The sequence below is a fragment of the Opacimonas viscosa genome (genome assembly GCF_024199005.1).
GTDB classification, from domain to species: Bacteria; Pseudomonadota; Gammaproteobacteria; order Enterobacterales; family Alteromonadaceae; genus Opacimonas; species Opacimonas viscosa.
Window position 1 is genome coordinate 43,662 of record NZ_JANATA010000011.1, and the last position, 20,022, is coordinate 63,683.

The 20,022-nt window shown below is 41.1% G+C and carries 16 protein-coding genes; 11 read left to right on the plus strand and 5 right to left on the minus strand.

The genetic code is table 11. The features are described 5' to 3' along the window. Positions 1-2: 2 nt before the first annotated feature. On the minus strand, positions 3-896 hold the full coding sequence (locus NLF92_RS07545) for a LysR family transcriptional regulator (RefSeq protein WP_254100422.1): 894 nt from the start codon (positions 894-896) through the stop codon (positions 3-5). A 125-nt stretch (positions 897-1,021) separates the two neighbouring features. Between NLF92_RS07545 and NLF92_RS07550 the strand changes: the two genes are divergently transcribed. Further along, positions 1,022-1,666, plus strand: a complete 645-nt coding sequence (locus NLF92_RS07550) for a hypothetical protein (protein ID WP_254100424.1) — start codon at positions 1,022-1,024, stop codon at positions 1,664-1,666. Positions 1,667-1,771: 105 nt separating this feature from the next. Here the strand turns inward: NLF92_RS07550 and tcdA are convergent, their stop codons facing one another. After that, on the minus strand, positions 1,772-2,554 hold the full coding sequence (tcdA, locus tag NLF92_RS07555) for a tRNA cyclic N6-threonylcarbamoyladenosine(37) synthase TcdA (protein ID WP_254100426.1): 783 nt from the start codon (positions 2,552-2,554) through the stop codon (positions 1,772-1,774). Positions 2,555-2,892: 338 nt separating this feature from the next. Here tcdA and NLF92_RS07560 point away from each other — a divergent pair, with 338 nt between their 5' ends. Further along, positions 2,893-4,311, plus strand: coding sequence for a mannose-1-phosphate guanylyltransferase/mannose-6-phosphate isomerase (locus NLF92_RS07560; RefSeq protein ID WP_254100428.1), 1,419 nt, complete (start codon positions 2,893-2,895; stop codon positions 4,309-4,311). Positions 4,312-4,421: 110 nt separating this feature from the next. Here the strand turns inward: NLF92_RS07560 and NLF92_RS07565 are convergent, their stop codons facing one another. Both NLF92_RS07565 and NLF92_RS07570 read right to left on the minus strand, forming a co-directional pair. After that, positions 4,422-4,865, minus strand: coding sequence for a DUF3429 domain-containing protein (locus NLF92_RS07565; protein WP_254100430.1), 444 nt, complete (start codon positions 4,863-4,865; stop codon positions 4,422-4,424). Between the two features lie 89 nt (positions 4,866-4,954). Beyond that, positions 4,955-6,238, minus strand: coding sequence for a citrate synthase (locus NLF92_RS07570; protein WP_254100432.1), 1,284 nt, complete (start codon positions 6,236-6,238; stop codon positions 4,955-4,957). A 422-nt stretch (positions 6,239-6,660) separates the two neighbouring features. Between NLF92_RS07570 and sdhC the strand changes: the two genes are divergently transcribed. The 8 genes from sdhC to sucD all read left to right on the plus strand — a co-directional run bounded on the left by sdhC (position 6,661) and on the right by sucD (position 16,512). After that, positions 6,661-7,035, plus strand: a complete 375-nt coding sequence (gene sdhC, locus NLF92_RS07575; RefSeq protein WP_254100434.1) for a succinate dehydrogenase, cytochrome b556 subunit — start codon at positions 6,661-6,663, stop codon at positions 7,033-7,035. Then, complete coding sequence (sdhD, locus tag NLF92_RS07580; protein WP_254100436.1) at positions 7,029-7,376, plus strand: succinate dehydrogenase, hydrophobic membrane anchor protein; 348 nt, start codon at positions 7,029-7,031, stop codon at positions 7,374-7,376. Before sdhC ends, sdhD begins: the two co-directional genes overlap by 7 nt. Before the next feature lies 1 nt (position 7,377). Beyond that, positions 7,378-9,150: a succinate dehydrogenase flavoprotein subunit gene (gene sdhA, locus NLF92_RS07585; protein WP_254100438.1), complete on the plus strand. Its 1,773-nt coding sequence runs from the start codon at positions 7,378-7,380 to the stop codon at positions 9,148-9,150. 11 nt (positions 9,151-9,161) lie between these two features. Continuing rightward, entirely contained in the window at positions 9,162-9,872 is a 711-nt protein-coding gene (locus NLF92_RS07590; RefSeq protein WP_254100496.1) for a succinate dehydrogenase iron-sulfur subunit, read from the plus strand. A gap of 143 nt (positions 9,873-10,015) precedes the next feature. Then, positions 10,016-12,838: a 2-oxoglutarate dehydrogenase E1 component gene (locus NLF92_RS07595; RefSeq protein WP_254100440.1), complete on the plus strand. Its 2,823-nt coding sequence runs from the start codon at positions 10,016-10,018 to the stop codon at positions 12,836-12,838. Between the two features lie 9 nt (positions 12,839-12,847). Further along, on the plus strand, positions 12,848-14,323 hold the full coding sequence (gene odhB / locus NLF92_RS07600) for a 2-oxoglutarate dehydrogenase complex dihydrolipoyllysine-residue succinyltransferase (protein ID WP_254100442.1): 1,476 nt from the start codon (positions 12,848-12,850) through the stop codon (positions 14,321-14,323). A gap of 150 nt (positions 14,324-14,473) precedes the next feature. After that, positions 14,474-15,640: an ADP-forming succinate--CoA ligase subunit beta gene (gene sucC / locus NLF92_RS07605; protein WP_254100444.1), complete on the plus strand. Its 1,167-nt coding sequence runs from the start codon at positions 14,474-14,476 to the stop codon at positions 15,638-15,640. Continuing rightward, positions 15,640-16,512, plus strand: coding sequence for a succinate--CoA ligase subunit alpha (gene sucD / locus NLF92_RS07610; protein ID WP_254100446.1), 873 nt, complete (start codon positions 15,640-15,642; stop codon positions 16,510-16,512). Before sucC ends, sucD begins: the two co-directional genes overlap by 1 nt. 98 nt (positions 16,513-16,610) lie before the next feature. Here sucD and NLF92_RS07615 read toward each other — a convergent pair whose 3' ends face one another. After that, positions 16,611-16,778, minus strand: coding sequence for a hypothetical protein (locus NLF92_RS07615; protein ID WP_254100448.1), 168 nt, complete (start codon positions 16,776-16,778; stop codon positions 16,611-16,613). 228 nt (positions 16,779-17,006) lie between these two features. On the opposite strand from NLF92_RS07615, the gene NLF92_RS07620 reads away from it, so the two are divergent. Next, complete coding sequence (locus NLF92_RS07620) at positions 17,007-19,985, plus strand: TonB-dependent receptor (protein ID WP_254100450.1); 2,979 nt, start codon at positions 17,007-17,009, stop codon at positions 19,983-19,985. The last annotated feature ends 37 nt before the right edge of the window (positions 19,986-20,022 follow it).

A 20,022-nucleotide genomic window follows, 5' to 3' on the forward strand; every position in this document is an offset into this window, starting at 1 on the left:
TTTTATAAACACAAATTCCTATGCGCAAGGATGATATCTTTTAACATACTTGCACCTGGGCCAATATTATCAGGTTGTGGAGTAATTAGATAGGTGGTAAGTCGTTTATGTGAGGAACCATTGATATTCAATAATTTCAACTTATCTTCGTTAATATAATGGCGAACTTTGTGTTCTGGGAGCCAACAAAAGCCAATTCCTTGTGTTAATAATTGGATTGCCGTATCAAAATGAGAAACTGTCCAACGGTTTTCAGATTTGAGCCAGCCAGAGTTTTCTTTGGGTAATTTTCCAGAATCTTTTATCACAATTTGTAAATGTTTGGCTAGGGCACTTGGGTCAATTGGGTTGGGTAGGGAAGTGATCGCATGGTTTGGAGCTGTAACTGCCACAAAATTAATTTCATCAATGGGTTCACCCAGGTAGCCTTTGGGTACGTTACCCGCAATGACTAAATCAGCGGCATGTTCTAAAATAGTTTCCTCAGTGCCAGTTAATACACTGTCCAAAATATTTAAGCGCGACCCTCTAGATTCGGGTAAAAAATCTTTTAAAGCTGGCGTCAGTTTCGTTCTATCATAGGCTAAGTCTACTACTAGAGTGATTTCCGGTTCCCAATGTTGAAAGATGTTACCGGCAAGTTCTTCTAAGTTTTGTACACTATCAGTCAACTCTCTTGAACGGCGTAACATAACTTCACCCGCTTCGGTCAGAAATGCTTTTCTACCTCTCACTTCAAGTAATTGAATCCCTAGTAGGGTTTGTAGTTTTGCGACAGCATGATTTAATGATGATTGACTTTTATTTAGATAAGCTACAGCCCTTGCGTAGCCACCATGGTCTACTACAGCTTGTAATATACGCCATTGTTCGATTGTGGTCTTTGGTCTATACATAATGTCTCATCATTACCTTTCCTTATGTAGGGTTATACTTACGTATAAAGGTCAAATGGTCAATTCTATTTATTTGATCCCTTAAAAAATAAAATCGTATAAATTTACGTTTAACAGGCTTAATCATGAAATATAATTCTACATTGCCACTGAGCGCAATTTTAGCACTTAGTCTATTACAACTGTTGATCATTCTGAATATCCTGCCACCAGGTGCGGCAATATTAGATGCGTTAAATGGTTTAATGAATGATTGGTTTTTTGCCCTTGTTTTCTTTGTAATTCTATTAGAATCAATTGTTTATGTCGGTTTTTATTTTCCAGGTCAATTCTTTGCAGTGGTCTTGGTTGTTGGGGCGAACCCATCGTTTTCTGACATTATTTACATGACTATAGCGATGGTGCTAGCGGCTACACTCGGTTCATTAATTAATTTTGAATTGGGTAGAAAATCACGTTCGAAAATTTCGATAGATACCACTCACTTAAATTTCAAAAAATTATTTCTGGCTATGATACATATTAACTCATTGGCCTTTTTCATGTTTCATCAAGGAGCGCAACATAAAAGCAGAAAGATAATTATGTTTGCTGGTTTATTGAATCTTCCATATTATTTATTACTGATTGCTGGAACGGCTGTTCTGAGTAAAGAAGTAATGGGGTTGGCCGAGAATACTTTGTTTTTGTTTTGTGCAATTGGTCTATGGTTAGTAGTGGCATTGTATTTAGATATAAAAAATAAATACAATACTGAAACAAATAAGTAAACCTTGCTGTAAAATTATTACTCAACACGCTTAATGTGAAATACACTATCAATCATTATTCTTCGTATGATGTATTTATTAGTTATTAAAATAAATGTCCGCGTTTTACTCCGTTGTATATTTTTTTAAAATTTTATCAAGTATTTTACTCACAGCGACAAAGCCAAATGTCGCTGTAACGGCAACGCTAGCCCCAAATCCAGTTTCACAGTCAAGCTTAGTACCACTGTTATGTTGTATTTTATTGCGACTGACTGTGCCATCCCCTTGTGGATACCGCAGTTGCTCGGAGGAAAACACACAATCAACACCAAATTTACGTTTTGGGTTTTTAGAAAAGTGATATTTGCGGCGCAGTTCATTGCGTAATTTGGTGGCTAACGGGTCTTGAATTGTCTTTGTCAGATCGGCCACCGAAATCTGGGTTGGGTCAATTTGACCACCTGCACCACCGATCGTAATAACAGGGATCTTATGCCTTTTACAATGCGCAATGATAGCGCATTTTGCAGCTACACTATCAGTGGCATCAACGACATATGAATAGATATTAGTAATATGCTCAGCGACATTTTCAGGTAATACAAAATCTTCTATTGTGTTGATTTTACAATCTGGGTTAATTAACGTTAAACGTTCAGACATTGCATCAACTTTAGCTTCACCAATAGTGTTTTGTAATGCATGGATTTGTCGATTGGTGTTGGTGATGCAAATATCATCTAGATCAATCAGGGTAATCTCCCCAATACCAGAGCGAACTAGACCTTCTGCTACCCAAGTTCCGACCCCACCAATACCCACAACACATACATGAGCTTGCGTAAAAGCGTCTAAACCAGCTTTGCCATAAAGGCGTTCTATACCACCAAATCTTTGTTTTGCCATGCTATTATTCATCGTAATGAGTGAAGGGGAGTTATTCTTCGTTCACTGAAAGTTAATGTCGGTATAATACCATAGGGGTCCTTATAACAAACAGCATCGGTAAAATATTACTCCTGCGACGTCTATTTATATGAGTTATAGGTGAATTAATTACTCCAATTGCCGATATAATGAAGATGTGGCATAGCTGGGGACTTATATCGTTCTCAAACCGTATTTTTCTATAAGTGAGAAAAACTAACGAATACGACGCTTGACTTTGCAACTCCTTACAATGTCCACTATATTTAATATGCACAAACTAATATTGAGTAACATCTAGTAAAGGAATACTGATTATGATCCCCGTTATTCTTGCCGGAGGCAACGGAAGTAGACTTTGGCCTAAGTCGCGTGTGGCTTATCCAAAACAGTTTTTAGCACTGACGACAGATGAAAGCATGTTGCAAAACACGCTTTCCCGCTTGCCTAAAGAGGGTATGCAAGCCCCCATCATTATCTGTAACGAAGCACACCGATTTTTAGTTGCAGAGCAATTGCGACAAGTAGCTACCCATCATAATGGCATTATTTTAGAACCTGTTGGCCGCAATACCGCCCCCGCAATTACTTTAGCGGCGTTAAATGCGTTAGCTAACGACCCTGAAGCGACTTTATTAGTCCTGGCTGCAGATCATGTAATACAAGATGAATCAGCGTTTGCTACTGCCATAAAAGATGCTGAAATTTTAGCCGCACAAGATAAATTAGTGACGTTTGGCATAGTGCCTCAACAACCTCATACAGGTTATGGCTATATACAGAGCGGTACATCGATTCAACACCAACAAAACACTATCGGTTTTACGGTTTCTAGTTTTAAAGAAAAGCCGGATATGCGCACTGCTCAGGATTATGTTGGCAGTGGTCAATATTTTTGGAATTCAGGTATGTTTATGTTTAAAGCTAAGACTTATATTGCAGCATTAGAACAATTTGCTCCTGAAATTCTCCAGTATTGTAAAGCTGCGGTTGCTGAACAAAGCTTAGATTTAGATTTTATTCGAATACCTGAAACTATCTTTGCCCAATGCCCAGATGACTCGATTGATTACGCTATCATGGAGCATACCGATGCGGCTGTCATGGTCCCCTTAGATGCGGGATGGTCTGATGTCGGTAGTTGGACGTCACTGTGGGATTTAGCTGAAAAAGATGCACATGGGAATGCCGTTAGCGGTGACGTTATGTTACATAATGCCAAGAATAATTATGTAAATAGTGAAGGGCGTTTAGTCACGTTAATCGGATGTGAAGATCTCGTTGTGGTAGAAACAAAAGATGCTGTCATGGTTGCTAAACAAAATGCAGTACAAGATATTAAACATATTGTTAATCAACTAAAAGCTACTGAGCGTCCCGAATTTGAATTTCATAGAGAAGTTTTCCGACCTTGGGGGAGTTATGACTCGATTGATCATGGACAACGCTTTCAAGTAAAAAGAATATCCGTTAAACCCAATGAGAAACTTTCTGTACAAATGCATCACCATCGTGCTGAGCATTGGATTGTTGTTTCAGGCACTGCCAAAGTAACGATTGGGGATAAAACGGTACTGATTTCAGAAAATGAATCTACCTATATTCCGATAGGAGAAGTACATGCACTGGAAAACCCTGGAAAAATTCCATTAGAACTGATTGAGGTACAATCAGGTTCTTATTTGGGGGAAGATGATATTGTGCGATTTTCTGATCGGTATGGCCGCTCGGAGTAAAAAACTAGCAGAGTAAATACCGCGATGCCCTTGTTAAAAGCGACTCAATCTTTTCCAAGGGCATTGTTAATTTAAGCGTGTCACAGAAAAATGAGTAAATGTATCTCGTTTTAATCCACTAATGTCATTATAAAATGTGCTCCGGTAACAACGATGGTTAAAAACCAGCGTAAACGAGTATATTCTTCGACCAAAGACTCTGGCATTAATAAAAATTTTTGTTCGTAGAAGATTAAACCAACAAAACACACACTCAAAATCGGTATCGAAAAAGATATCGGCAGCAATATAAGAGCCAACCAAGCCATAATGGAAGGTAGCATCGCTACGTAAATCATATGCTGAGTATTTTTTTCTATCAAGCTACTAAACCACAATACCCCACCTAAAAAAGACAAAATGATAGCACTGTAGAGTGTGAAGTAGTGTGCTGCTAAGCTATATGATAGTAGGTCTAATACCACGCTAAGAGGCAGGCTGATAAAGGGAATGAGGCCTGCACAACCGAGATACCAAGCTTCTTTGGGCAGTGCATTAGATGATGATTGAGTCACGGATTTCCTTAGTACTGAGTGATACCTATATTGTACACAAAAAAAAACCTGAGAATATACTCAGGTTTCGTATGTCATCAAATCAGAACTTAGTCTTTCTTGATAGGTGTGTATGGGCGTTGTGTTTCACCCGTGTATAACTGACGAGGACGACCAATTTTTTGGCCTGGCTGGCTCATCATTTCATGCCAATGAGAAATCCAACCTACGGTTCTCGCAAGTGCAAAAATACAGGTGAACATATTGGTTGGAATGCCGATTGCTTTTAATACAATACCTGAATAGAAGTCTACGTTAGGGAAGAGTTTCTTCTCTGCAAAGTATGGGTCAGAAAGGGCAATACGTTCTAATTCCATAGCGACGTCTAACAATGGATCGTCAAGTTTCAATTCAGCAAGTACTTCGTGACAGCTTTCACGCATAACTTTTGCACGTGGATCGATGTTTTTGTATACACGGTGACCAAAGCCCATCAAACGGAAAGGATCAGACTTGTCTTTAGCACGAGCAATAAATTCTGGTATACGGTCAACAGTACCAATTTCTTCTAGCATATTGAGACATGCTTCGTTAGCACCACCGTGAGCAGGTCCCCACAAGGAAGCAACACCAGCAGCAATACACGCGTATGGATTGGCACCAGAAGAGCCGGCTAAACGTACAGTTGACGTAGACGCATTTTGCTCATGGTCAGCATGTAAGATAAAAATTCGGTCCATAGCGCGTTCAACAGCTTCACTTATGACATAATCTTCAGTAGGGACAGAGAACATCATATTTAGGAAGTTACCTGCATATGATAAATCATTTTTTGGATAAACAAATGGTTGTCCAACGCTGTATTTGTAAGCCATTGCGATTAGAGTAGGCATTTTCGCGATAAGACGGTGTGCTGAACGAATGCGTGCTGATGGGTCTGTGACATCTAAGTCACTGTGGTAAAATGATGATAAAGCACCAACAGTACCGCATAACATTGCCATTGGGTGAGAATCATTGCGGAAACCATGGAAAAACATGTTAATTTGTTCATGTACCATTGTGTGGTTTGTGATGGTTTCCTTGAATTCTTTATATTGCTCTGAAGTTGGCGCGTCGCCATGTAAAAGCATGTAACATACTTCTAAGTAATCAGAGTTTTGAGCTAATTCACCAATTGGAAAACCGCGGTGTAAAAGGACACCCTCAGCACCGTCGATAAAAGTGATAGATGAATCACATGAGCCTGTAGCCATAAAGCCAGGGTCATAAGTAAAGTAACCAGTTGCGCCTAATGAACGAACATCAATCACGTCTTGGCCTGCAGTTCCCTGTAAAATAGGAAGCTCAACTTCCTTATCACCGATTGTTAAAATGGCTTTGTTGTCTGCCATGTTGTTTTCTCCTCAGTTGTCCTGATTTCATATTTTGTGCAGTATGTATTGTTCTACACGTTTTGAAAAGGGGGCACATTTATACTGCTAAACGGTATTTAAATCAATTTTTTCAATAAAAACCTTAAAAATTAACGTAAACGGCCGTTTATATCTATTGATGCGTTGTTTTTAGTTTACTACCAATGTCTTAGCTAGACACAAATAGTTGTAAATGTATAATGCTCTCGATATACTCGCGTGTGCTTTATATCGGCGTTTGTGAAGAATATTGAAGGTTAATTTTCATCACAAAATGTTAACAAATCAGTAACGATGTTTGATTTTGTGACTAAAGCATTATTTATCACACTTTACGGTTTGTTTACAATTGTAAACTTAATGTGTAAGTAACCCTACGAATGAGAGATAGGCAAAATATTGTGAAAAAGCAAAGACCAGTAAATTTAGATTTAAATACGATTAAATTTCCCCCTTCTGCAATTTCCTCAATTTTACACCGTGTAACCGGCGTGGCTATGTTCTTTGCATTGTTATTTGTGATTTGGGCCTGGGCAGTATCCCTTGGCTCAGCTCAAGGCTTTGCAGATGTACAGGTCATTATGGACGGCTTTATTGGGAAATTTGTAGCTATCGGTACAGTATCCGCCTTAACCTATCATATTCTTGGTGGCATCCGTCACGGAATCATGGATATGGGATATTGGGAAGAACTTGAATCAGGAAACACCAGTGCTAATGTAGTCATCGGTATTTGGATTGTTCTAACATTAGTAGTAGGGGTTGCATTATGGTAACAAATCAAGCCACTTTTAAACGCGATGGGATCCAAGACTGGGTTTCACTTCGTGCTACCGCAATTATCATTGCACTTTATTCTTTTTATATGACTTACATTTTCGTAAGTACTCCCGAAATTACTTATGTAGTATGGCAGGACATATTCTCTTCAATTGCTATGAAAGTATTTACGTTTGCTGCATTAGTGTCAATTATGCTCCACGTGCGCATCGGTTTATGGCAGGTTCTAACCGACTATGTTAAACCAGCTGCTCTTCGCGCAGGTATACAGTACGTGTTAAACCTTATCGCCTTTGCATACGTTGCAGTAGGCTTATTCGTATTATGGGGAGTGTAAGATGAGTATTCCAGTTCATGAGTTTGATGCCGTAGTTATCGGCGCAGGTGGCGCAGGTATGCGTGCCGCATTACAAATTTCTGAATCAGGTAAAAGCTGTGCGCTTTTATCAAAAGTTTTTCCAACCCGTTCACACACTGTATCAGCACAGGGTGGGATTACGGTTGCTTTAGGTAATTCCCATGAAGATAACTGGGAATGGCACATGTACGATACGGTCAAAGGTTCTGACTATATTGGTGACCAAGATGCTATCGAATACATGTGTAAAACGGGTCCTGAAGCGATCATCGAAATGGAAAATATGGGTTTACCTTTTTCTCGTACAGATGAAGGTAAAGTTTACCAGCGCCCATTTGGTGGTCAGTCGAAAAATTTTGGCGGTGAACAAGCAGCTCGAACTGCAGCCGCAGCAGATAGAACAGGTCACGCGTTATTGCACTTGTTGTATCAGCAAAACGTTAAAAACAAAACAAAAGTATTCTCTGAGTGGTATGCACTAGATTTAGTGAAAAACCAAGACGGTGATGTCGTCGGTTGTACCGCTATCGATATCGAAACTGGCGAAGTCGTTTACTTTAAGTCTAAAGCAGTTGTACTTGCTACTGGTGGTGCAGGACGTATTTACGCCTCTACTACTAATGCACACATTAACACTGGTGACGGTGTTGGTATGGCATTGCGTGCTGGCGTTCCTATGCAAGACATGGAAATGTGGCAGTTCCACCCAACGGGGATCGCAGGTGCGGGAACACTCGTTACCGAGGGTTGTCGTGGTGAAGGTGGTTACCTTCTAAATAAAGACGGGGAACGCTTCATGGAGCGTTATGCTCCGAACGCTAAAGACTTAGCAGGTCGTGATGTTGTTGCTCGTTCAATGATGACAGAAATCCGTGAAGGTCGAGGCTGTGATGGTCCTTGGGGTCCACATATTAAATTAAAACTTGATCATCTAGGTAAAGAAGTTCTTGAATCGCGCTTACCAGGTATTCTTGAACTATCACGTACCTTTGCTCACGTTGACCCAGTGAAAGAGCCAATCCCAGTGATTCCAACTTGTCACTACATGATGGGTGGTATTCCTACTAATGTAGATGGTCAAGCGATTGCGATTGATGAAAATGGCAATGAAAAACCAATTACCGGTTTATTCGCTTGTGGTGAAATTGCTTGTGTATCAGTACACGGTGCAAACCGCTTAGGTGGTAATTCACTATTAGATTTAGTGGTATTTGGCCGAGCGACTGGTTTACACCTTGGTGCAAAACTGGATGAGATCAGTAATGTTCGTGATGCCTCTGATTCAGATTTAGACGCCGCTATGGCTCGCTTCAACCGTTGGGAATCTAGCCCAGTAGGTAAAGGCGAATGCCCAGTACAAATTAAGAAAGACATGCAACAATGCATGCAATTAAACTTCTCTGTATTCCGTGAAGGTGATGCGATGGCAGAAGGCTTGAAAGAGCTTGCTGAAATCCGTGAACGTCTCCAGCATGCAAGACTGGATGACAAATCATCTGACTTTAATACTCAGCGTATCGAGTGTTTAGAGCTAGATAACCTAATGGAAACCGCGTACAGCACAGCAGTTGCAGCAAACTTCAGAACAGAAAGCCGTGGTGCACATAGCCGCTTCGACTTCCCTGAGCGTGATGATGATAATTGGTTATGCCACTCTATCTATCGCCCAGAATCTGAATCAATGATTAAACGTGAAGTTAATATGACGCCGAAATTGCGTGAAGCATTCCCGCCTAAAGCGCGTACGTATTAAGGAGAACTATGATGCAACTTAATTTTTCAATTTATCGTTATAACCCAGATATTGATGATGCTCCTCGTATGCAAGAGTATTCATTAGAAGTAGAAGAAGGCCAAGACATGATGGTGCTAGATGCACTGATTGCCTTAAAAGAGCAAGATGCTACTTTATCTTTCCGTCGCTCATGTCGTGAAGGCGTATGTGGTTCTGACGGTATGAACATGAATGGTAAAAATGGTTTAGCGTGTATTACACCTTTATCAGCCCTAGGCAAGGGTACTATTGTTGTGCGTCCTTTACCTGGTCTCCCTGTAGTACGTGACCTAGTCGTTGATATGACGCAGTTCTATACACAATATGAAAAAATCAAACCATTCTTGATTAACGATGATAAACAGCCACCATCTCGCGAGCACATTCAGATGCCTGAAGACCGTGCAAAACTAGATGGTTTATACGAATGTATCTTATGTGCTTGTTGTTCAACATCATGTCCATCATTCTGGTGGAATCCTGATAAGTTCATCGGTCCTGCAGGTTTACTTCATGCGTATCGCTTTTTAATCGATTCTCGTGATACTGCGACTGAAGAACGATTGAATGATCTTGACGATGCGTTTAGTGTATTCAGATGCCATGGAATAATGAACTGCGTAAGCGTTTGTCCAAAAGGCTTGAATCCAACTAAAGCTATCGGCCAAATTAAGTCGATGCTCTTACAACGAGCTGTTTAGTTGTATTAAGGACAAGATGCGTACCTTGTCCTTGTAATTTTCTAAATGGCTGTCCGAGGATTGGACGGCTATTTTTTTGACTGTGATATACGTTTGGACTTGTAGTCGGTCCAATACCATGACATTGTAAACAGGACACAATAATGCAAGAAAGCGCGATGAAAGCATGGTGGGAATCATCCCATATGGCTGGTGCGAATGCAGCATACATTGAGGAATTGTATGAAGCATATTTAGAAGATCCACAAAGCGTACCTTCTACTTGGCAACAAGTTTTCGAAAGCCTCCCTAAAGTGGACGGCGTAGAATTAGATTCTAACCATACCTTGATACGTGACCAGTATCGTAAGATGGCTGCATTAGGCCCAATAGCTCGTGCAGCAGGCTCTACACCACAACAAGTTGGTGTGGCAGGTGATGAAAAACAGGTTAAAGTTCTACAATTAATCAATGCATTCCGTTTCCGTGGACACCAACACGCAAACCTAGATCCTCTGGGTTTATGGCGTCAAGAGCGTGTTCGTGATTTAGAGTTATCGCATCACAATTTAACCGAAAAAGATTTTGATACCCAATTTAACTTGGGTTCATATGCAATTGGTAAAGACAAAATGTCTTTGGGCGAATTGTATAAGTCACTGAACCGAACTTATTGTGGTTCTATCGGTGCAGAGTACATGCACATTACTGATACCGAACAAAAACGTTGGTTACAACAACGCATTGAGTCTGTTGAAGCAAAGCCAGCTATTACGCGTGAAGAAAAGATTAAAATTCTTAAGGGGCTAATTGCTGCAGATGGTATGGAAAAATACCTGGGTGCAAAGTTCCCAGGAGCTAAACGTTTTTCTCTTGAAGGTGGTGATAGCCTGATTCCAATGCTTAAGAGTCTTATTAATGAAGCGGGTGCTTCAGGCTCTAAAGAAGTCGTGGTTGGTATGGCGCACCGTGGTCGTCTAAATGTCCTAGTCAATGTATTAGGTAAAAATCCTTCTGTTTTATTCGATGAGTTTGCTGGTAAGCATGACGATTCATTAGGTGCAGGCGATGTAAAATATCACGCAGGTTTTTCTTCAGATTATGCAACGCCAGGCGGTAATGTTCACTTAGCACTTGCCTTTAACCCGTCGCATCTAGAAATTGTTAACCCTGTAGTTATGGGGTCGGTACGTGCTCGTTTATCACGCCGTGGTTCCGAAGGTGCTAAAGTACTACCAATCACTATCCATGGTGATTCAGCAATTGCTGGTCAGGGTGTTGTACAAGAAACTTTCAATATGTCGCAAACCCGCGCGTATGCAGTAGGTGGAACAGTACGAATTGTTATCAACAACCAAGTAGGTTTTACCACATCTAAAACTGAAGATACGCGTTCAACACAATACTGTACTGATATTGCGAAAATGGTCCAAGCACCAATTTTACACGTGAATGGTGACGATCCAGAAGCTGTCGTATTTGTTACCAAATTAGCGTTAGATTACCGCAATAAATTTAAACGAGATGTTGTTATCGATTTGGTGTGTTATCGCCGTCATGGTCACAATGAAGCGGATGAGCCGAATGCAACTCAACCGCTCATGTATCAAAAAGTTAAAAAGCATCCTGTACCTCGTGAATTGTATGCACAACAACTTACTGCTGAGGGTTCAGTTGAACAACATGAAATCGATAAGCTGATAGCAGAATATCGAGCTGCACTGGATCACGGTGCTTGCGTCGTAGAAGAGTGGCGTCCTATGACTGAACACTCTGTTGATTGGACTCCTTTCTTGGGTCATGACTGGGATGTTGCTTATGATCCTAGTTTACCAGTAGAAAAAATCAAAGAGTTGGGTGCACGTTTAATCGATTACCCTGCAGAACATAAACTACAATCTCGAGTTAATAAACTTTATCTTGACCGCAAAGCAATGGTTGAAGGTGAAAGGTTAGTAGACTGGGGTATGGCTGAGAATATGGCGTATGCCTCAATCTTGTCGGAAAATACGGATATCCGTATTACAGGTCAGGACTCAGGTCGTGGTACTTTCTTCCACCGTCATGCTGTGTTACACAACCAAGCTGATGGTTCTACTTATATGCCATTACAAAACCTGTATTCAGAACAAGGCAATATTGAAATTCATGATTCAGTCCTTTCTGAAGAAGCAGTTATGGCATTCGAATATGGTTTTGCAACGGCAGAGCCTAGAACCTTAACTATTTGGGAAGCTCAGTTTGGTGATTTTGCAAATGGTGCTCAAGTTGTGTTTGACCAGTTCTTAAGTTCTGGTGAGGCGAAATGGGGACGTTTATGTGGTTTGACCGTATTGTTACCACATGGTTACGAAGGCCAAGGCCCAGAGCATAGTTCAGCTCGTCTTGAACGATTCCTACAGTTATGCGCTGATCACAACTGGCAAGTTTGTGTGCCTTCTACGCCTGCCCAGGTATATGGCATGATCCGTCGTCAATCTGTGCGTCCAATGCGTCGCCCTTTAATTGTGATGTCACCTAAGTCTTTACTTAGACATCCGCTTGCTGTTTCTTCTCTAGATGAATTAGCAGAAGGGACATTCCAAAATGTCATTGGCGAGATTGATGAGATCCCAGCTAAGAAAGTAAAACGCGTCGTGTTGTGTTCAGGTAAGGTTTATTACGACTTACTGGAAAAACGTCGTGAAAATGAGCAAACCGATGTTGCTATTATTCGTGTTGAGCAATTATACCCATTCCCATCTGATGAAATGGCTAAAGTACTAGCTGATTATCAACATGTTAAAGATTGGGTATGGTGTCAAGAAGAGCCGAAGAATCAAGGCGCTTGGTATTGTTCACAACATCACTTCAATGAGTCTATTCCAGCGGGACAGACAATTAAATATGCCGGTAGAGAAGCATCAGCCTCTCCAGCGGTTGGCTATATTGCAGTTCACAATCAACAACAAAAAGCGTTGGTTGACGAAGCACTTAACACTAAATAAGGACCTAAAATGACCACTGAAATTAAAGTTCCGGTGCTACCTGAATCAGTAGCAGACGCAACTATCGCCACTTGGCACGTTAAAGCAGGAGATGCTGTTACACGTGACCAAAACTTAGTTGAAATCGAAACCGATAAAGTCGTTTTAGAAGTAGTTGCTCCAGCTGATGGTGTGATTTCTGAAATTTTACATGAAGAAGGCGCAACAGTATTAGGTGAGCAATTAATTGCTCACCTAAGCGCAGGTGCTGCGGCTGCAGCACCTGCAGCAAAAGCTGCGCCAGCTGCCGCGGCTCCTGCAGCTGATGCTCCTGCACAAGACATTAAAGTGCCGGTACTGCCAGAGTCAGTTGCAGATGCCAACATTGCGACATGGCATGTTAAAGTCGGTGAGCCGGTAACACGTGATCAAAACTTAGTTGATATCGAAACGGATAAAGTAGTGCTAGAAGTTGTGGCACCTGCTGATGGTGCATTAGTATCTATCTCTGCTGAAGAAGGTGCTACCGTAACCGCAGAAGAAGTGATTGCTCAATTCGTTGCTGGTGCTAGTGCCGGTGCGGCGCCTGCAGCTGCAGAAGCTAACGCAGCTGAAGAGACTGATGCGTTAAGCCCATCTGTACGTCGTTTGCTTGCTGAAAAAGGTATTGATGCCTCAGCGGTAAAAGGCACAGGTAAAGGTGGCCGAATTACTAAAGAAGATGTTGAAAAACACCTTAAAGGTGGCTCTGCTCCTGTACCAGCAGCTAAAGCAGAAGTTTCTGTGCCAGCAGTTCCTGCCGGTGAGCGTAGTGAAAAACGTGTACCAATGACACGTCTGCGTAAAACAATTGCCAACCGTTTATTAGAGGCTAAAAATTCTACTGCAATGTTAACTACATTCAACGAAGTGAACATGAAACCTATCATGGACTTGCGTAAGCAGTATCAAGAAAGCTTTGAAAAGCGTCATGGCATTCGTTTAGGTTTCATGTCTTTCTACGTGAAAGCTGTTACAGAAGCCTTAAAGCGTTACCCAGAGGTCAATGCATCTATCGATGGTGATGACATTGTTTATCACAACTATTTTGATATTTCGATTGCTGTATCTACGCCGCGTGGTCTTGTGACTCCAGTATTAAAAGATACAGACACATTAGGTATGGCAGGTATTGAAGGTGGCATCAAGTCATTAGCGTTAAAAGGCCGTGACGGTAAATTGTCTCTAGATGAGTTACAAGGTGGTAACTTTACTATCACCAACGGTGGTGTATTTGGTTCGTTATTATCAACACCAATTATCAACCCACCACAAAGCGCCATTTTGGGTATGCATAAAATCCAAGATCGCCCAATGGCAGTGAACGGTAAAGTAGAAATTTTACCAATGATGTATTTAGCATTATCTTATGACCACAGAATTATTGATGGTAAAGAGTCAGTAGGTTTCTTAGTAACAGTCAAAGAAATGCTAGAAGACCCAACACGTTTATTGTTGGATGTCTAAATCCTAAGACTTTGGTCTTTGCAATATTGTGAAGGATGATACATAACGTATCATCCTTTTACATGTGGACAGGGAAAATGTTCACACAACGTTGAATGTAGTCGATTTTACGACTTTCTTTAATTAATTAAAAAGCGGAACAATATAACCATGAATTTGCATGAATATCAGGGTAAGCAGCTGTTCAAAGAATACGGTTTACCTGTATCTGACGGATTTGCAGCAAGCACACCAGAAGAAGCAGTAGCAGCAGCTGAGAAAATTGGCGGCGATATGTGGGTAGTTAAATGCCAAGTACACGCGGGTGGCCGTGGTAAAGCGGGTGGTGTTAAGCTCGTTAAAGATACAGCAGACATTAAAGAGTTTGCAGCAAACTGGTTAGGTAAAAACCTAATTACTTATCAAACAGATGAGAATGGCCAGCCAGTTAGCCGTATCTTAGTTGAATCATGTACTGATATTGCTCAAGAATTATATCTTGGCGCTGTGGTTGACCGTACTTCACGCAAAATCGTTTTCATGGCATCTACCGAAGGTGGTGTTGAAATTGAAACTGTGGCAGAAGAAACGCCTGAAAAAATTCTTAAAGCTGAGATCGATCCTTTAGTCGGTGCACAGCCTTTCCAAGCACGTGAAATTGCTTTCAAATTAGGTCTTAAAGGCGTTCAAATTCGCCAATTCACAAATATTTTCATGGGCTTAGCGAAAATGTTTGAAGACTTAGATTTAGCACTTATTGAAATCAACCCATTAGTCATTAAAGAAGATGGTGATTTACATTGTCTAGATGCTAAGTTAGGTGTTGACTCTAATGCTTTATACCGTCAACCAAAAGTACGTGAAATGAACGATCCATCTCAAGAAGATGCGCGTGAAGCACATGCTGCACAATTTGAATTAAACTATGTTGCGTTAGACGGCAATGTAGGTTGTATGGTTAACGGTGCGGGCCTAGCAATGGGTACAATGGATATCGTAAACTTGCACGGTGGCAGCCCAGCTAACTTCCTAGATGTTGGTGGCGGTGCGACCAAAGAGCGTGTAGCAGAAGCATTTAAAATTATCTTATCTGACAGCAATGTAAAAGCTGTATTAGTTAACATCTTTGGCGGTATTGTACGTTGTGACATGATCGCTGAAGGTATTATTGGTGCAGTTAAAGAAGTGGGTGTTAACGTACCAGTAGTTGTTCGTCTTGAAGGAACAAATGCAGAATTAGGTCGTGAAGTACTAGCGAGTTCTGACCTAGATATTATCGCTGCAGAATCATTAACCGATGCTGCACAAAAAGTTGTTGCTGCTGCGGAGGGCAAATAATGTCAGTTTTAATTAATAAAGATACTAAAGTTATTTGTCAGGGTTTTACTGGCGGTCAAGGGACTTTCCACTCTGAACAAGCGATCGAATACGGTACGCAAATGGTAGGTGGTGTTACTCCTGGTAAAGGCGGTACAACGCACTTAGGTCTTCCTGTATTTGATACAGTAAAAGATGCCGTTGCTGAAACAGGTGCTACTGCATCTGTAATTTACGTACCAGCTCCTTTCTGTAAAGATTCAATCATTGAAGCTGCTGATGCAGGTATCGAGTTAATCGTATGTATTACCGAAGGTATTCCAACAATTGACATGTTATATGTCAAAGAATACATCGCTGCAAAAGGCGTACGTATGATTGGTCCAAACTGCCCAGGTGTTATCACTCCTGATGAATGTAAGATTGGTATCATGCCTGGTCACATTCACAAAGCCGGTAAAGTTGGTATTGTTTCTCGCTCTGGTACATTAACGTATGAAGCGGTTAAGCAAACTACTGACGAAGGTTTTGGTCAGTCTACTTGTGTAGGTATCGGTGGAGACCCAATTCCTGGTTCTAACTTTATTGATATCTTACAATTATTCCAAGATGATCCTAAGACAGAAGCGATTGTTATGATCGGTGAAATCGGTGGAACGGCAGAAGAAGAAGCTGCTGAATTCATCAAAGCCAACGTCACTAAGCCTGTCGTTTCTTACATTGCTGGTGTAACTGCACCTGCTGGTAAGCGTATGGGACACGCTGGTGCGATTATCGCTGGTGGTAAAGGAACTGCTGATGAGAAATTTAAAGCATTAGAAGCGGCAGGTGTAAAAACTGTTCGTTCTTTAGCTGACATCGGTAAAGCTTTACGCGAAGCAACTGGTTGGTAAGCATCTGACATCCGCGACCGGTTAACCTGCAGTGACATTTACTGTTTGTTAACCATCGCAGTTTAAAAACGCATAAATAGTTCTATTTGTGCGTTTTTTTATTCCTCAAATTCGAAGACTTTTTTATTGTATTTTGAAGGAGTACTTGCAGTAAAAAATGTTGTAAAACGTTTAATCTCTTCCTCTATTCGTCCTATTGGGGATTGGGGTATTGTTAAAATACCACCCTTGACTTCGATAGTTTCTTTGTGTTTTAACATTTGCATATATATATCCTCTGTTTGATTGATGCTCTTATATTATGGCTGGTTTTCTTGTTTTTTCTGCTGACATTTAGTCGGTTTTTTGTTAATGCCTTGTAAATGAATACGTATGCAAATGTTTGTTATTTTGTGTTTAAGTTTTTATGATGCACTGTGCTAATAAAGGGATTTTGTATGTAGGTGATTTACTTACATGTGAAATCTAAATTTTAACGGGGAATGGGACACAATATGAATAAATTCAGACCCAGCTTGATAACTGCAGCGCTTGTCGCGGGTGGTATGGCATTTTCAATGTCAGCCTATGCACAAGACGCCGAAGAAAAGCAGAAGAATGAAGATGAGATAGAGGTCATTGAAGTAAAAGGCTTCTCGACGAGTCTATTAAAGTCTTTAAATCAAAAGCGTTTCGGTGACACAGTTTCCGAGCAATTATCTGCAGATGACCTTGGTGGTTTGCCAGATGTTTCGATGGCCGATGCACTGACGCGTTTGCCAGGTATTTCAGCTGTTCGTACCGGCGGTCAAGCCGCTGAGATTAATATACGGGGTTTATCTGGAGATTTCGTTTTCTCCACATTAAATGGTCGTGAGCAGGTTTCTACTTCAGGAAATCGAAGCATTGAGTTCGATCAATATCCATCGGAATTGATTAGTTCAGCCGCTGTTTACAAATCACCCAAAGCTTCACTTATTGAGGGTGGGGTAGCTGGTACAGTTGAGCTTGTGACGGCAAGCCCACTAGATAACGATCAACAACATACTTTTAATTTAAATGCACGTGGCATGTTTAACGATCGTGCCAATGAAGTATCTGACGCAGAAGAATACGGCAGCCGATTAAGTTTTGCTTACCAAGGCAAATTTATGGACGATACTTTGGGTGTCGCTTTAGGTTACGCTCGTTTATTCCAACCGTCTGTTGCAACACAGTTCATTGGGTTAGCTCCAGGAGGCATAGTCACAGGGACAAGTTTGGTACCTAGTGAAGGTTTCGAAATGCAACACAAAGGTGGTGAAGAAACCAGAAATGGTTATATGGCATCGCTAGAGTGGGCGCCGCATGACGATTTTCGTTTGAAAGCTGACGGCTTTTTGTCTCGTTTTGACTCTAAAGAATTTGCTCGAGGCTATCGTGTGAAGCTCGATGCGACTAAAGCATCTACAACAAACCTCACGGCGACACCTGATGGTTCGGTTACAGGTGGTGTGTTTACCCGTAATAGCGGTAGTGCCACACGTGTAGAGTTAGTGAATGACGATAATCAGGATTTTGATGAAGTAGCAAGCTTCGGTATTGGCGGTGAGTGGAATATTTCCGATAACTGGTCAATGACCTTTGACTTATCTCATTCCTCGGCTTCTTCAGACTTCCGTAATGGCCTGTTATGGTCATTAGTGGCAGAAGATGCCACGGCCGATGTGCCAGTGTTTGATGAAAATGTCCAAATTGTGTATCAAAATAATGGATTAAACTTACCTGATATCGGTTTTAATCAATTTGATGCGTTTAGTGATATTAACCGTGTAATGGTCTCCAAATACGGTATCTATCCTTATCAAAACGAAGATGAAGTAGATGCTTTTCGTATTGATTTCAAATATGAACTAGACAACGCCTACTTCTCTTCAATCGAATTTGGTGCGCGTTACTCTGACCGTACTTATTCAAATGATCGTTCTGTTTTTGAGTATGGCTCAGATTCTGGTTTCCCACGTAACCAGCCTCCTTTGCGTTTAACGCAAGATATGGTTGAAGTGGTTGATTGGAAAGGTGACTTCAGCTATTTCCCCAGTTATTTATCGATTGATTTAGATAAAGCACTAAATGCATGGTTCCCTGGTGGCGTGCCACAACCAGTCCAAACTTGGGGTACCGCACATCCTGGTGTGATTAACAGCCCAACGCCTGGTCAAGGTCCTAACACTGCTTGGTCTGTCACTGAGTCTGGTTCGGTATTCGAAGAAGTGACTTCTGCCTATGCGATGGCCAATATTGATGCTGAGGTTGGTGGTATTCCTGTTACGGGTAACATCGGTATCCGTATGGTTGATACCAAACAGTCATCTACCGTTTTACAAGATGTATCTGAACCGGTATTGAATGAATTTGGTGAAGTTATTGATACTCGAGGTAACCCTGTTGCTGGTGCGCAATACTTAACCGATGATGCGGGTTTGATTAATGATTATTTCGCGTTAAATATTATTGGTGATGAATATACCGATTACTTACCATCGTTAAACTTGAACTTTAGACTAACAGACAACGATCAAATTCGTTTTGCTGCAGCTAAAGTAATGGGTCGACCACCCATTAATCGTTTGTTTGCAAATGCCAATGTCCGCGTTTCGGATGTTTTTGCGTCCATTGACGAAGATACAGGTGATGTGGTTTTAACTAGCCCAACAGCAGTGATCAATGGTTCGAGTACAAACAGTCCATTCTTGAGACCGTTTTATGCTGATCAATACGATTTATCATATGAAAGATATTTTGACGAAACTGACGGTGCTTTTGTTTTTGCATTGTTCTACAAAAATATTCAATCATTTATCGATACGACAGCGACTTTCCCGTATGACTTCGCGGGTAATGGTTTTGATGTTCCTGATGAAGTGACAGTCACTATTTTAGATGAAAACGATGATCCTGTATTGGACGCCAGTGGTGATCCAAGAACGGTCGTTGTACCCACTGAAAATGGTACTTACACCACCGCTCAAAATAACTCAGAAGGTGGTTATATTCGAGGTGTTGAAGTCGCATATACCGAGATTTATAGCATGCTTCCGGGGATGTGGTCTGGTTTAGGTATGAACGCTAGCTTCTCATTCACAGAGTCTGAAATTCAACGTACAACGGGTAATGGTGTATTTAGTGGTACATTGCCTGGTCTATCTGAGCAAGTCGCCAGTGTCACGTTGTTCTGGGAATATGAAGGTTTCGAAACACGCGTATCTTCACGCTATCGTAATCCTTTTGTTTCTAAACAAGTGGCCGTAAATGACCAAACTGTGAATTTTGATAGTGAAACAGTCGTTGATTTCCAAGCTTCTTATGAAGTAAGTGAAAACATGAGTGTGCTGTTCCAAGCCAATAACTTAACTGACGCGCCAACCAAGAGTTACTTTGGTGATGAGGCATTAGTTGGGACGATACAGTACTTCGGTACTCAGTACTTCCTTGGTTTGACTTATTCATTATGAGTGCAATAAAACATCTTATGACTAAGTATCTAGGTCA